Origin of the sequence: Cellulomonas palmilytica (assembly GCF_021590045.1) — a bacterium.
Classification (GTDB): Bacteria; Actinomycetota; Actinomycetes; order Actinomycetales; family Cellulomonadaceae; genus Cellulomonas; species Cellulomonas palmilytica.
Genome location: NZ_CP062221.1, coordinates 610,286 through 622,683 on the forward strand (window position 1 = coordinate 610,286; position 12,398 = coordinate 622,683).

14 protein-coding genes are annotated in these 12,398 nt (G+C 73.9%); 5 read left to right on the forward strand and 9 right to left on the reverse strand.

The genetic code is table 11. From position 1 onward, the window contains the following. Positions 1–4: 4 nt before the first annotated feature. Genes F1D97_RS03000 through F1D97_RS03015 form a run of 4 tightly spaced genes read right to left on the reverse strand, consistent with a single transcriptional unit; the run spans position 5 to position 3,903 of the window. Positions 5–1,117, reverse strand: a complete 1,113-nt coding sequence (locus F1D97_RS03000) for a sulfate/molybdate ABC transporter ATP-binding protein (RefSeq protein ID WP_236122253.1) — start codon at positions 1,115–1,117, stop codon at positions 5–7. Beyond that, positions 1,114–2,016 carry a sulfate ABC transporter permease gene (locus tag F1D97_RS03005; RefSeq protein ID WP_317618934.1) on the reverse strand — a complete coding sequence of 301 codons (903 nt, stop codon included), beginning with the start codon at positions 2,014–2,016 and terminating at the stop codon, positions 1,114–1,116. Before F1D97_RS03005 ends, F1D97_RS03000 begins: the two co-directional genes overlap by 4 nt. Continuing rightward, positions 2,009–2,857: a sulfate ABC transporter permease subunit CysT gene (cysT, locus tag F1D97_RS03010; protein ID WP_236122254.1), complete on the reverse strand. Its 849-nt coding sequence runs from the start codon at positions 2,855–2,857 to the stop codon at positions 2,009–2,011. Before cysT ends, F1D97_RS03005 begins: the two co-directional genes overlap by 8 nt. Beyond that, the gene (locus tag F1D97_RS03015) at positions 2,857–3,903 is read right to left on the reverse strand and encodes a sulfate ABC transporter substrate-binding protein (RefSeq protein WP_236122255.1); all 1,047 of its coding nucleotides are present in this window, start codon (positions 3,901–3,903) and stop codon (positions 2,857–2,859) included. Before F1D97_RS03015 ends, cysT begins: the two co-directional genes overlap by 1 nt. A gap of 252 nt (positions 3,904–4,155) precedes the next feature. Here F1D97_RS03015 and F1D97_RS03020 point away from each other — a divergent pair, with 252 nt between their 5' ends. From F1D97_RS03020 to F1D97_RS03035, 4 genes are all read left to right on the forward strand, one after another. Then, on the forward strand, positions 4,156–4,437 hold the full coding sequence (locus F1D97_RS03020) for a metal-sensitive transcriptional regulator (protein ID WP_094181379.1): 282 nt from the start codon (positions 4,156–4,158) through the stop codon (positions 4,435–4,437). 51 nt (positions 4,438–4,488) lie between these two features. Beyond that, entirely contained in the window at positions 4,489–4,719 is a 231-nt protein-coding gene (locus F1D97_RS03025) for a heavy-metal-associated domain-containing protein (protein ID WP_236122256.1), read from the forward strand. An 82-nt stretch (positions 4,720–4,801) separates the two neighbouring features. Further along, complete coding sequence (locus tag F1D97_RS03030; RefSeq protein ID WP_236122257.1) at positions 4,802–7,411, forward strand: heavy metal translocating P-type ATPase; 2,610 nt, start codon at positions 4,802–4,804, stop codon at positions 7,409–7,411. 93 nt (positions 7,412–7,504) lie between these two features. Next, entirely contained in the window at positions 7,505–7,948 is a 444-nt protein-coding gene (locus F1D97_RS03035; protein WP_236122258.1) for a hypothetical protein, read from the forward strand. 3 nt (positions 7,949–7,951) lie between these two features. Here the strand turns inward: F1D97_RS03035 and F1D97_RS03040 are convergent, their stop codons facing one another. The 4 genes from F1D97_RS03040 to F1D97_RS03055 are packed head-to-tail and all read right to left on the reverse strand — an operon-like array spanning position 7,952 to position 10,737. Further along, positions 7,952–8,761: an ABC transporter permease gene (locus tag F1D97_RS03040; protein WP_236122259.1), complete on the reverse strand. Its 810-nt coding sequence runs from the start codon at positions 8,759–8,761 to the stop codon at positions 7,952–7,954. Beyond that, complete coding sequence (locus F1D97_RS03045) at positions 8,758–9,822, reverse strand: ABC transporter ATP-binding protein (RefSeq protein WP_236122260.1); 1,065 nt, start codon at positions 9,820–9,822, stop codon at positions 8,758–8,760. Before F1D97_RS03045 ends, F1D97_RS03040 begins: the two co-directional genes overlap by 4 nt. After that, positions 9,819–10,121 (reverse strand): transcriptional regulator, encoded by a 303-nt coding sequence (locus F1D97_RS03050; RefSeq protein ID WP_236122261.1) that lies wholly within the window; start codon positions 10,119–10,121, stop codon positions 9,819–9,821. Before F1D97_RS03050 ends, F1D97_RS03045 begins: the two co-directional genes overlap by 4 nt. After that, positions 10,114–10,737, reverse strand: coding sequence for a hypothetical protein (locus tag F1D97_RS03055; protein WP_236122262.1), 624 nt, complete (start codon positions 10,735–10,737; stop codon positions 10,114–10,116). Before F1D97_RS03055 ends, F1D97_RS03050 begins: the two co-directional genes overlap by 8 nt. 187 nt (positions 10,738–10,924) lie before the next feature. Between F1D97_RS03055 and F1D97_RS03060 the strand changes: the two genes are divergently transcribed. Continuing rightward, positions 10,925–11,749 carry a CPBP family intramembrane glutamic endopeptidase gene (locus F1D97_RS03060; protein ID WP_236122263.1) on the forward strand — a complete coding sequence of 275 codons (825 nt, stop codon included), beginning with the start codon at positions 10,925–10,927 and terminating at the stop codon, positions 11,747–11,749. Here F1D97_RS03060 and F1D97_RS03065 read toward each other — a convergent pair. Then, the gene (locus F1D97_RS03065) at positions 11,746–12,327 is read right to left on the reverse strand and encodes an HdeD family acid-resistance protein (protein WP_236122264.1); all 582 of its coding nucleotides are present in this window, start codon (positions 12,325–12,327) and stop codon (positions 11,746–11,748) included. The two genes, F1D97_RS03060 and F1D97_RS03065, sit on opposite strands and share 4 nt — an antisense overlap. Between the last annotated feature and the right edge of the window lie 71 nt (positions 12,328–12,398).

Here is a 12,398-nt window from a genome sequence, read left to right on the forward strand (position 1 = left end):
CGCGTCAGGCCGGCACTCGGTCGGTACACCCGTCGGCACCGGCAGCGCCGTCCGGCGCCGCCGAACCGGCGTCGCCGGCGTCGTCGTCGGGCAGGGCCTGCGCGGGGAACGGGGTGTCGACGAGCGGCCGCAGCCACGCGGTGCCGCCCTCGACGAGCCCGAGCTCGGTGACCTGCGCGCGCGTGAGCTGCACCCACGGCGTCGAGCCGTCGGCCGCCCGGGTCTCGGCGCGCACCTCGTAGCCGACGCGCAGCAGCCGGGTGACCTCGACCCGGACGGCTCCGGCGCGGTCGTCGGTGAGGACCTCGATGTCATGCGGGCGCACGAGCACACCGCCGAGCCGCGTGACCGGGCCGAGGAACGACATGACGAACGGGTTCGCCGGGTGGTCGTACAGCTCGCTCGGCGAGCCGACCTGCTCGATGCGGCCGCCGTTGATGACGACGATCTCGTCGGCGACCTCGAGGGCCTCCTCCTGGTCGTGCGTGACGAACAGCGTGGTCACGTGGACCTCGTCGTGCAGGCGGCGCAGCCAGTCGCGCAGCTCCTTGCGGACCTTCGCGTCGAGCGCGCCGAACGGCTCGTCGAGCAGCAGCACCTCGGGCTGGACGGCGAGCGCGCGCGCCAGGGCCATGCGCTGGCGCTGGCCGCCCGACAGCTGAGACGGCAGCCGGTCGGCGAACTGCTCGAGGTGCACGAGCTCGAGCAGCTCGGCGACGCGGTCGCGGATCTCGGCCTTGGGACGCTTGCGGATCTCGAGCCCGAACGCGACGTTGCGCGCCGTGGTCAGGTGCTTGAACGCGGCGTAGTGCTGGAACACGAACCCGACGGACCGGCGCTGCGGCGGCAGGAACGTCGCGTCGCGGCCCCCGATCTCGACCGTGCCGGAGTCCGGGTAGTCGAGGCCTGCGATGATCCGCAGGAGCGTGGACTTGCCGCCGCCCGACGGGCCGAGCAGCGCGGTGAGCCCGCCGGGCTTCACGACGAGGTCGATGTCCTGCAGCGCGACGAAGTCGCCGAACCGGCGGTTCACGCCGCGCACGACGATGCCGGACGGGTCACCGGCGAGCTCGTCGGGCCCGTCGGTGGGCGTCCTGGATGCGGTGGTGACGCTCATGCCTTGTCCTCCTTGGGCCGCAGGGCGGCGATGACGACGATCAGCACGACGGCGATCGTCATGAGCACGAACGCGGCGGCGAACGCCTGCCGCTGCGCGTCGGCCCCGAACTCCTGGTACGAGTCGTTGACGTAGAGCGTGAGGGTCTGGGACTCGCCCGCGACCGACCCGGACACGACGCGCACGGCGCCGAACTCGCCGAGCGAGCGCGCGAGGCTGAGCGCGACGCCGTAAGCGAGCGCCCACTTGATCGTCGGGAGCGTGACGCGCCAGAACCGCTGCCACGCGCTCGCGCCGAGCGACTGCGCGGCCTGCTCCTGCTCGATGCCGGCCTCCTCGAGGGTCGGCACGACCTCGCGCAGCACGAGCGGGAGCGAGACGAGGACCGTCGCGAGCACCATGCCGGGCACGGAGAAGATCACGCGGAACCCGGCGTCCTCGAGCGCACCCCCGAACCAGCCGTACGTGCCGTACACGAGGATCAGGGCGACGCCGACGACGATCGGCGAGATCGACACGGGCAGGTCGATGACGGCCGAGATGAACCGCCGCCCCCAGAACCGGTACCGCACGAGCAGGTAGCCCATGCCGACGCCGAACACGGTGTTGAGCACGACGGCGATGCCGGCGACGACCGCGGTGAGCCGCAGCGCGGCGAGGAAGTCCTCGGACGTGAGCACGTCCCACACGGGTGCGAGGCCGTCGGCGAACGTGTGCTGCACGACGGACGCGACGGGCAGCGCGACGAGCGCGAGCACGTACCCGATCGCGATGATCCGCAGCACCCACGCGGTGCGCGTGGTGCGACGCCGGGCGCGGCGCACGCGCGGGTCGACGACGGGCGGGCGCGTCGAGGGGGTCGGCGTGGCCGGGGCGTCCGGCGTCAGGACGTCAGCCACGGCGGGCCGTCCTGCGCTGCAGCACGTCGAGGACGACGAGCACGACCACGGCGACCACGAGCAGGAGCGTGGCGACCGCGGCGGCCGACACCGTCTCCTGCGACTCGATCATCTTGAGGATGTAGGACGAGGACACCTGCGTCTTGCCGATCAGGTTGGCGGAGATGAGGATGACCGACCCGAACTCCCCGAGCGCCCGCGCGAAGCTGAGCGCGGCCCCCGAGACGACGGCGGGGGTGACGGTCGGCAGGATGACGCGCCGGAAGATCGTGAACCCGTTCGCACCGAGCGACGCGGCGGCCTGCTCGACCTCGCGGTCGGCGTCGATGAGGACGGGCTGCACGGACCGCACGACGAACGGCAGCGTGACGAACAGCAGCGCGAGCACGACGCCCGCCTGGGTCCCGACGAGGTTGATCCCGAACGGCCCGCTCGGGCCGTACAGCGTGATGAGCACGAGGCCCGCGACGATCGTCGGCAGCGCGAAGGGGATGTCGATGACGACCTCGAGGATCCGCTTGCCGGGGAACCGGTCGCGCACCAGGACCCACGCGATGAGCGTGCCGACGACCGCGTTGACCACGGTGACGAGCGCCGCGGCACCCACGGTGAACCGGATGGCCGCGAGCGCCTCGGGGTCGGTGACGGCGTCCCAGAACCCGGCGATGCCGTCCTCGAACGCGGTCGAGACGATCGCGGCGACGGGCAGCAGCACCAGCAGGCCGAGCCACAGCACGCCGACGCCGAGCCCGAGCGTGGCACCGCCCGTGAGCTCGCCGGGGCGACGCCCCCGCCCGAAGGCGGAGGGCGTCGCCCGGTCGACCTGTGCGACGAGGGACATCAGCCCCGCAGCTCCGCGACGAGGCCAGTCTCCTTGTCGAACAGCTCGTCGTTGACGACGCTCCAGCCGCCGAGGCCCTCGACGGTCCAGATCGTGGCCTCCGGGAACGGGTTCGACGGGTCGTTCGCGCCCTCGACGTCCTCGGTGGGCTGCACGCCCGACGGCGAGCGGAACCCGTGCTCGATGAAGATGGCCTGGCCCTCGTCGGACTTGATGAACTCGAGGAAGTCCTTGGCGGCCTGCGACCCGCTCGTCGTGACGGCGGCGGGGTTCTCGATGAGGAACGTGGTCTCGGGGACGATGTAGTCGAGCTCGACGCCCGCCGCGCGGGCCGCGATCGCCTCGTTCTCGTACGAGATGAGGACGTCGCCCGTGCCCTTGACGAACGCGTCGGTCGCGGTGCGGCCGGAGTCGTTCCAGCTCACGACGTTGCCGATGAACTTGGCGAGGAACGCCTCGCCGGCGGCCTTGTCCTCGTTCTCGCCCAGGCCGTGCGTGTACGCGCCGAGCAGGTTCCACTTCGCGGCGCCGGACGTGCCGGGGTCGGCGGTGACGATGCCGACGCCGGGGGCGACGATGTCGTCCCAGCCGGTGATGTTCTTGGGGTTGCCCTTGCGGACCGCGAGGACGACGACGGAGTCGGACACGATGCCCTTGTTCTCGTCGGCGTTCCAGTCCTCGGCGATCAGGCCCTCCTTGACGATGTTGTCCACGTCGGGCGTGAGCGACAGCGCGACGAGGTCGGCGTCCTGGCCGGCGATCACGGCGCGGGACTGCGCGCCGGACGCCCCGAACGAGCCCTTGACCTTCACGCCCTCGCCCTGGTCGGTCTCGGCGAACGCCTCGGCGAGGTCGTCGTAGGCGGACTGGATGACGGCGAAGCCGACGAGGTCGATGGCGGAGGCCTGCGCGCCGCCGGTGCCGTCGCTCGAGGCCTTGTCGTCGGACGAGCTGCACCCCGCCACGGCCAGGAGCGACGCGGCGACGAGCGCCGCGGCCAGGCGGGACGACGAGCGGGCGAGGTGCCCGCGGTGGGGGGACTTCATGGTGGGTGTGCTCCCTGGGGACGAGTGGTCGGGGCCCGGCCTATTCCGAGTTGCCCGATCAGAACGCTCGGAATTCTTGCCACGTCCCATATTTCCCGTCCAGAGCAGTCCACATTCCGAGCACATCGGACGGGGCGGGCGCCGCGCGAGGGGGCGGCGACGAGGTCGCGGGACCCGTCCAGGGACCTTCGGGGACCCTGCGGGAATACCCCGTGGGGGTATGGTCGTTGGTGAGCCGACGAGGAGGGGCACATGCACGGCTACACCACCGACAAGGACGACTACCTCAAGCGGCTGCGCCGCATCGAGGGCCAGGTCCGCGGCATCGCGCGCATGGTCGACGAGGACGTCTACTGCATCGACGTGCTCACGCAGATCGCCGCCGTGACCAAGGCGCTGCAGGCCGTGAGCATCGGGCTCGTCGAGGACCACCTCGGGCACTGCGTCGTCGACGCCGCACGCCGGGACCCCGACGAGGGCCAGGCGAAGGTCAAGGAGGCCGCCGACGCGATCGCCCGCCTCGTGCGCAGCTGACACCACCCCGCACACCCGCACCTCACCCGCACCCACAGCAAGGAGAGCCTCATGACCACCACCACGTTCGGCGTCGACGGCATGACCTGCGCGCACTGCGTCCAGCACGTCACCACCGAGCTCCAGGCCATCCCGGGCGTCAGCGACGTCGCGGTCGACCTCGTCGTCGGCGGCTCGTCGCAGGTCACCGTCACGTCCGAGGCACCCCTGGCCGACGAGGCCGTGGCCGCCGCCGTCGACGAGGCCGGCTACGCACTGACCCCGCGCCGCTCGCTCCTGTGAGCCACGCGCTCGTCGTCCCGCCGGACGGTCGAGCGCACCCGTCACCGCACCAGACGACCGCACCCCCACCAGAGGCGGGACCATGAGCACCGACCAGCAGCCCGGCACGAGCCGGCCACCGACCCTCGTCGTCGACCTCGCCGTCGAGGGCATGACGTGCGCGTCGTGCGTCGCGCGCGTCGAGAAGCGCCTGCAGCGGCTGCCCGGCGTCACCGCGAGCGTCAACCTGCCGCTCGAGTCCGCGCACGTCGAGGGCGTCGACCCGTCCGTCACGCCCGACGACCTCGTGGCCGCCGTCCGCGCCGCGGGCTACGACGCACGCGTCACCTCCCCGATCGGCACACCCGCACCCCACGAGCCCGCGTCCGACGAGCCTGCGTCCGACGAGCCTGCGTCCGACGAGCACGCGTCCGACGAGCACGCGTCCGACGAGCACGCGTCCGACGAGCACGGCGGGCACGACTCGATGGATCACGGGGCGATGGACCACGGGGCGATGGACGACGCGATGCTCGCCGAGCACGCACTGTCCGCGCACGCGATGGCGCCCGGCCACGACATGTCGCCCGACGAGGACACCTCCGCGCCGACCGACGCGCGCGGCGCCGACCTGCGTCGACGCCTCGTCGTCGCGGCGGTCCTCACCGTGCCGGTGGTCGCGCTGTCCATGGTCCCCGCGACGCAGTTCCGCGGCTGGCAGTGGGTCGTCGCGGCGCTCGCGCTGCCCGTCGCGACGTGGGCGGCGTGGCCGTTCCACCGCGCCGCGGCGCGCGCGGCCCGGCACGGCGCGTCGACCATGGACACGCTCGTGAGCATCGGGATCGTCGCGGCGACCGCCTGGTCGCTGTGGGCGCTGCTCCTGGGTGGCACGGGCGAGCTCGGCATCACCATGCGACCGACGCTGTGGCCACGTGCCGCGTCCGGCATGGAGGGCACGCAGATGCCCGAGCTGTACTTCGAGGTCGCGGCGGTCGTCACGACGTTCCTGCTCGCGGGCCGGTTCGCCGAGCACCGCTCGCGCCGCCGCGCCGGCGACGCGCTGCGCGCGCTGCTCGACCTGGGCGCCAAGGACGTCGCGCTCGTCGTGACCGGCGCCGACGGGCGGCGCACCGAGCGGCGCGTGCCGGTCGACCGGCTGCGCGTGGGCGACGAGTTCGCGGTGCGGCCCGGTGAGAAGGTCGCGACCGACGGCGTCGTCGTCTCCGGCACGTCCGCGCTGGACACCTCGCTGCTCACGGGCGAGCCCGTGCCGGTCGAGGTCGGGCCGGGCGACGAGGTCACGGGCGCGACGGTCAACGCGTCGGGCGCGCTCGTCGTGCGGGCGACGCGCGTGGGCGCGGACACGCGGCTCGCGCAGATCGGCCGGCTGGTCGCGCAGGCGCAGACCGGCAAGGCGCCCGTGCAGCGCCTCGCGGACCGCATCTCGGCGGTGTTCGTGCCGGTGGTGCTCGTGCTCGCGCTCGGCACGCTCGTGGTGTGGCTCGCGACCGGCTCGGGTGCGCAGGCCGCGTTCACCGCGGCGGTCGCGGTGCTGATCATCGCGTGCCCCTGCGCGCTGGGCCTGGCCACGCCGACCGCGCTGCTGGTCGGCACGGGCCGCGGCGCGCAGCTCGGCATCCTCATCAAGGGCCCGCAGGTGCTCGAGCGCACGCGTCGCGTCGACACCGTGGTGCTCGACAAGACGGGGACGGTCACGCAGGGCCGCATGGCGCTGACCGACGTGCTCGTGCCCGACGGCGCGGCGACGAGCGCGGACGAGGCCCTGCGGTTCGCCGCGGCGGTCGAGCGGCAGGCTGAGCACCCGATCGGCCAGGCCGTCGCCGCCGCGTGGGACGCGCGCGCGGCAGCGGGTGCGGCGGGTGCGCACGGGGGTTCCGACGAGCCCGTGCGCGGCGTCGGGGCCGACGGTGTACAGATCGGCTCCGACGAGGTGTACGACTTCGCCGCGGTCGCCGGGCGAGGCGTCGTGGGCGTGGTCCGCACCGCGCACTCGGGCGTCGGGCTCGGGCGCCGCGTGCTCGTGGGACGCCCCGCCTGGCTCGCCGAGCAGGGCGTCGACACCGGCGACCTGACCGCCGGCTTCGACGCGGCCGAGGCCGACGGCGCCACCGCAGTCATGGTGGCGTGGGACGGGCGGGCCCGCGCGACGCTCGTCGTCCGCGACCCGCTCAAGGACACCTCGCGCGAGGCCGTCGACGAGCTGCGCGCGCTCGGCCTGCGGCCGGTGCTCCTCACGGGCGACAACGCGGGCGCCGCCCACGCGGTCGCACGCGAGGTCGGCATCGACGAGGTCGTCGCCCACGTGCTGCCCGAGGACAAGGTCGAGGTCGTGCAGCGCCTGCAGGCGCAGGGTCGCCAGGTCGCGATGGTCGGCGACGGCGTCAACGACGCCGCGGCCCTGGCGACCGCCGACCTGGGCCTCGCGATGGGCACCGGCACCGACGTCGCGATCGAGGCCGCGGACGTGACCCTGGTGCGCGGCGACCTGCGCTCCGCCGCGCAGGCGATCCGCCTGTCGCGCCGGACCCTGCGCATCATCAAGCAGAACCTGTTCTGGGCGTTCGCGTACAACGTCGCGGCCATCCCGCTCGCGGCCCTCGGGCTGCTCAACCCGATGATCGCCGGCGCCGCGATGGCCGCCTCGTCGGTGCTCGTCGTGACGAACTCCCTGCGCCTGCGCACGTTCGCCTGACGGCCGGGCGCTCGCCGCCCGTGGCGGCGCGGGTCCTGCTCGCTATCGTGGCAGGGCCCGCGCTCCGCGGGCCGCGACGCGAGGCGGTGCCACGTGACGGCAGGCGCACGACGGCGGTTCCTGCGCCCCGAGGACCTCGTCGACGTGCTCGCGTACGTGGTGGTGCTGAACCTCGCCGCGCAGTACGCGCCCGCCGTCATCACCGAGACGTTCGCGCTGTCGCTCGTCGCGGCCGTCCTGCTCAAGCTCGTCCTCGAGGGCGTGCTCGCGCTCAAGGCCGTCGCCCGCCGCCGCCTGCGGGGGGACACGACGGCGAGCCGGGTGGTCGGCGCGCTCCTGCTCGCGGTGCTCATGCCCGGTTCGAAGATCGTCGTGCTGGAGCTGTTCGCGTGGGTGTTCGGCGACCGCGTGCAGCTGGGCGGGTTCGTCCTGGTCACGCTGCTCGTGCTCGTGCTGCTCGCCGCGCGGCTGGGGGTGCGGCGCCTGCTCGTCGTCCCGACCGAACCACCCACCGCACCGCCCACTCCCACCGCGTGAGGGTCAGCGGAAGCGGCGACCCTCGTCGGCGCGGTACGCCACCACGGCGAGCGTCGCGAACAGCGCGGTCCACCCGAGCAGCACGGGCAGCGCGAGCGGGTACGCGTCCACGCCGGCCGTGACCTGCACGACGAGGTCGCGCACGGCACGCGAGGGCAGCGCCTTGGACAGCGTGTCGAGCCACGGCGGGAACACCTGCGGCGGCATGAACAGCCCACCGGCGAACGCGAGCGGGAACAGCACGGCCTGCACGACGGCGATCGCGGCCTTCGCGGACATCCGGTACCCGATCGCGAGCCCCAGCAGCAGGAACGGCACCGCGACGCCGACGACGAGCACGAGGCACTGCAGCGCCTGCCACCAGCCCAGCTCCGCCGCGGTGAGCAGCCACCCGACGAGCACCACGGGCGCCAGCGCGCAGTACGACCACAGCAGCCCGTTGAGCACGCGACCCGTCAGGCGCGGGCCGGGACCGGCGGGCAGCGTGCGCAGGTACGGGTCGAACGGCTGCGCGCGGTCCTCCGAGACGCCCGCGCCGAACGAGAACAGGCACGTCGACATCACCGCGAACGTGCCGAGCTGCGCGACCGCGACGAGCGCGGCCACCGGGTCCTGCGCGACCTCGCGCTGCGGCACCACGAAGAACAGCAGCGCGAGCGCGGGGAACAGCAGGTTGCCGATCACGGCGATCGGGATGCGCACGGTCTCGACGAAGCCGAGCCGCGCGTGCAGCCAGACGAGCCGCCAGAGCGCGGGCGGGCGCCCGGACCCGACGAGCGCGGGCCGTGCGGGCACCGCGTGGGTGGCGGTCATGAGCGGTCCTCCTGGTGGGCGAGCCGCGGCACGAACGTGCCGTCGAGAGGAGTGCCGGCGAGGGGCGTGCCGTCGCGGGCCGTGAGGGCGAGGAACGCCTCCTCGAGCGACGCGCCGCGCACCTCGAGGTCGTGGAACGGCACGTCCTGCCCGACGAGCGTGCGCACGAGCTCGTCGGCGTCGGCGGCGAGCAGCGTGAGCCGCACGCCGTCGGGCCGGCCGGACGCGTCGAGCGTCTCGACTCCGGGCAGCCGCTCGACGCGCGGCAGCGCATCCGCGGGCACGGTCACGAGCACGCGGCGGCGCGCGACGAGCGCGACCACGTCCGCCAGCCCGCCGTCGGCGAGCACGCGGCCCTGCCCGACCACCACCACGCGGTGCGCGAGCGCCTCGACCTCCTCGAGGTAGTGGCTCGTCAGCAGCACCGTCGCACCGTCGGCGTGGTAGTCGCGCAGCGCCTGCCACAGCACGTGCCGGCCCTCGACGTCGAGGCCCGTGGTGGGCTCGTCGAGCAGCACGAGCCGGGGCCGCCCGACGAGCGCGAGCGCGACCGCGAGCCGCCGCTTCTGCCCGCCGGACAGGCCACCGGTCTGGCGGCGCGCGAGGTCCTGCAGGCCGAACCGCTCGAGCAGCTCGCCGGTCGGCATGGGCGCGGCGTAGTGGCCCGCGACGAGCGCGACGACCTCCTGCACGCGCAGGGTCGAGGGCAGGCCGGTCTCCTGCGGCGTGGTGCCCAGGGCCAGCCGCGAGCGCGCGTCGCGCGGGTCCCCACCGAACAGCCGGACGGTGCCGGAGTCGGGCTTCCGCAGACCGGACACGAGGCTGAGCAGCGTCGTCTTGCCCGCGCCGTTGGGGCCGAGCAGCCCGACGAGCTCGCCGTGGCCCACGCTCAGCGACACGTCGTCGAGCGCCACGACCGACCCGAACCGCCGCGTGACGTGCTCGGCGACGACCACGAGCTCGTCGGCCCGACCCTCGTCGGCCCGGCGCTCGTCGGCCCGGCGCTCGTCGACCCGGCCCTCGTCGTGCCGTCGGTCCCGCCGCAGCTCCGCGCGCGTCATCGTCCGCTCCCCAGGAGCTCGCGCAGGCGCTGCGCGTAGACGTCGAACGCGAGGCGTCCGGCCGGGGTCAGCGCGACGTACGTCGCGGGCGACCGGCCCTCGTACGTCTTGGTGATGGTCACGTAACCCGCCTCCTCGAGGCGCCGCAGATGGGTGGACAGGTTCCCCGCGGTCATCTCCAGCAGCGCGCGCAGGCGGGGGAACGCGATGCGGTCGCCGTCGCCGAGGCCCACGAGGGTCGCGACGACGCGCAGCCGCGCCGGGGCGTGGATCACGGGGTCGAGCTCGTCGTCAGGCACCGGCCCGCCCGTCCCGCACGCGCGTCACGAGCGCCGCGACGAGCATCCCGCCGCCGCCCGCGAGCGCGAGCACCGCGTACGAGTCGGGGATCCCCGCGAACGCGCCGGCCGCACCTGCCAGGAGGATCCAGGCGCCGAGCGCGTACATCGCGATCGCGCGCCACATGAGGCCGCCGGCGATGTAGAGCAGGCCGACGACGAGCGCGGCGATCGCGTTGGCGGCGAGGCCGACGACCTCGCGCGAGGCGCCGGCGTTCGCGAGGGCGGCGACGATCACGCCCTGGCCGAGGAACCCGAGGAACCACGACCAGCCGTACATCGCGCCCTGCTCGGCGCTGCGCCCGCGGATGCCGTGCGTGCGCCTGATGCAGTGCACCGCGGTGACGACCATCGCGGCGACGATGACCGCGCCGGCGACGACCGCCGCCCACGCGGCCCAGGTGTCGTCGTCGCCGACCGAGAGCCACAGCAGGCCGTAGCCGAGCACCCAGGCGGTGCCCCACACGCCGAACAGCAGCGGGGCGGACGGTTGCGTGCGGGCGGCGGCCGCACGCTGGTCCGCGATGATCGCGAGCGCCTCCTCGGTGCCCAGCGGTGCGCTCGTGTCGTCGTCCATGGTGTCCCCCTCGGTGCGGCGGCGCGTCCCGTGGTCGGGTCGTCGGTCCGGCCGCGTGGTTTGTGGCGCAAACCAGTTTGCACACAATCGGACAATCGGCGCAAGACCCCCGCGCCCCACGCGCGGCCCGGCGCGCTCCGCACGCTCGCGGCGGGTCCCCCACGGGTCCAGCGGCTACCGTGCCCCCATGCCGCCCACGACCACCGACGGGGTGCCGGCCGGAGTGCCGGCGGGGACGCCGCCCGTCTCCGAGCGCGCGGTGCGGCGCCGCCTCACGGTCGAGATCTGGATCGTGCTCGGCCTGTCGCTCGGCCGCTCGGGCGTGTACGCGCTCGTCGCGATCCTCGACCGCATGACGGCCGGCCCGCCGCTCGCCGACCAGAGCACGACCATCAACCCCCCGCTCAACGCACGCCCCTGGCTCGACGTCATCTACCAGGTGCTCTCCATCGGGTTCGCGCTCGTCCCCGTGGCGCTCGCGCTCTACCTGCTGTCCGCGAACGGCCGCTCCGCGACGCGGCGCATCGGCCTCACGTTCGCCCGGCCCTGGCGCGACCTCGGCGTCGGCGTCGGACTCGCCGCGCTCATCGGCCTGCCCGGCCTCGGCCTCTACGCCGTCGGGCGCGCCATCGGCATCACCGTGCAGGTCCAGCCGACGACGATCGACGACCACTGGTGGACCATCCCGCTGCTCATCGCGCTCGCGCTCAAGAACGCGCTGCTCGAGGAGGTCGTCGCCGTCGGCTACCTCATGGAACGGCTGCGCGAGCTGCGCTGGAGCGGCCCGCTCGTCGTCGTCACCAGCGCGCTCCTGCGCGGCTCCTACCACCTGTACCAGGGGTGGGGGCCGTTCTTCGGCAACGTCGTCATGGGCCTGGTGTTCGCCGAGTACTACCGCCGACGACGCCGCGTCATGCCGCTCGTCGTCGCGCACACCGTCATGGACCTCGTGGTGTTCGTCGGCTACGCGCTCGTCCCCGACGACTGGCTCGCGAGCGTCGGACTCGACTAGCCCTCGAGGCGGCGCGACAGCGACCGCGCCGCGAACGCGCTCACGACGAGCAGCACACCGGCGACCAGCGCGAACACCCCGAACAGCACCATGCCCACCGCGAGCGACTGCTGCGGGTTGAACGCGAGCAGCAGACCGATCGCCAGGTTCACCAGACCGATCGCGAGCGCCGGGAACGAGGTGTCGTCGTCGTGCTTGCGCAGCACCACGGCCGCGACCACCCCCACGACCCCGACCACGAGGATCCACGCCGTCACCACGTAGAACAGGACGAGCACGGTCGGCTTCGGCCACGACATCACGAGCACACCGAGCCCGATGACGACGAGCCCGACGAGGAGCTGCCAGCCCGTCGCGCCCGGCGGTCGCTCGATCAGCGCCTGCAGCACGAGCAGCACGCCGTCGACCACCGCGAACACGCCGATGGTCCACGCGACCGCCGCCAGCGTCTCCAGCGGGTGGAACACCATCAGCAGGCCCAGCGCCAGCAGGACCACGCCCCGCAGCAGCGGCAGCCACCACACCCGGCGCAGGCTCGGGTCGACCCCACGGCGGTTCTCGACGATCACGGTGCTCACGAGCGCTCCCCTCCCGTGGCGACGTGCGCCACGACCCTGGCCCACCACGTCGGCTCCGGCCCTGCCACCAG

Coding starts and splice junctions, on each gene's coding strand:
- F1D97_RS03000 (WP_236122253.1), bottom strand. CDS start 1,117: ATGAGCGTCACCACCGCATCCAGGACGCCCACCGACGGGCCCGACGAG.
- cysT (WP_236122254.1), bottom strand. CDS start 2,857: ATGTCCCTCGTCGCACAGGTCGACCGGGCGACGCCCTCCGCCTTCGGG.
- F1D97_RS03015 (WP_236122255.1), bottom strand. CDS start 3,903: ATGAAGTCCCCCCACCGCGGGCACCTCGCCCGCTCGTCGTCCCGCCTG.
- F1D97_RS03020 (WP_094181379.1), top strand. CDS start 4,156: ATGCACGGCTACACCACCGACAAGGACGACTACCTCAAGCGGCTGCGC.
- F1D97_RS03025 (WP_236122256.1), top strand. CDS start 4,489: ATGACCACCACCACGTTCGGCGTCGACGGCATGACCTGCGCGCACTGC.
- F1D97_RS03030 (WP_236122257.1), top strand. CDS start 4,802: ATGAGCACCGACCAGCAGCCCGGCACGAGCCGGCCACCGACCCTCGTC.
- F1D97_RS03040 (WP_236122259.1), bottom strand. CDS start 8,761: ATGACCGCCACCCACGCGGTGCCCGCACGGCCCGCGCTCGTCGGGTCC.
- F1D97_RS03045 (WP_236122260.1), bottom strand. CDS start 9,822: ATGACGCGCGCGGAGCTGCGGCGGGACCGACGGCACGACGAGGGCCGG.
- F1D97_RS03055 (WP_236122262.1), bottom strand. CDS start 10,737: ATGGACGACGACACGAGCGCACCGCTGGGCACCGAGGAGGCGCTCGCG.
- F1D97_RS03060 (WP_236122263.1), top strand. CDS start 10,925: ATGCCGCCCACGACCACCGACGGGGTGCCGGCCGGAGTGCCGGCGGGG.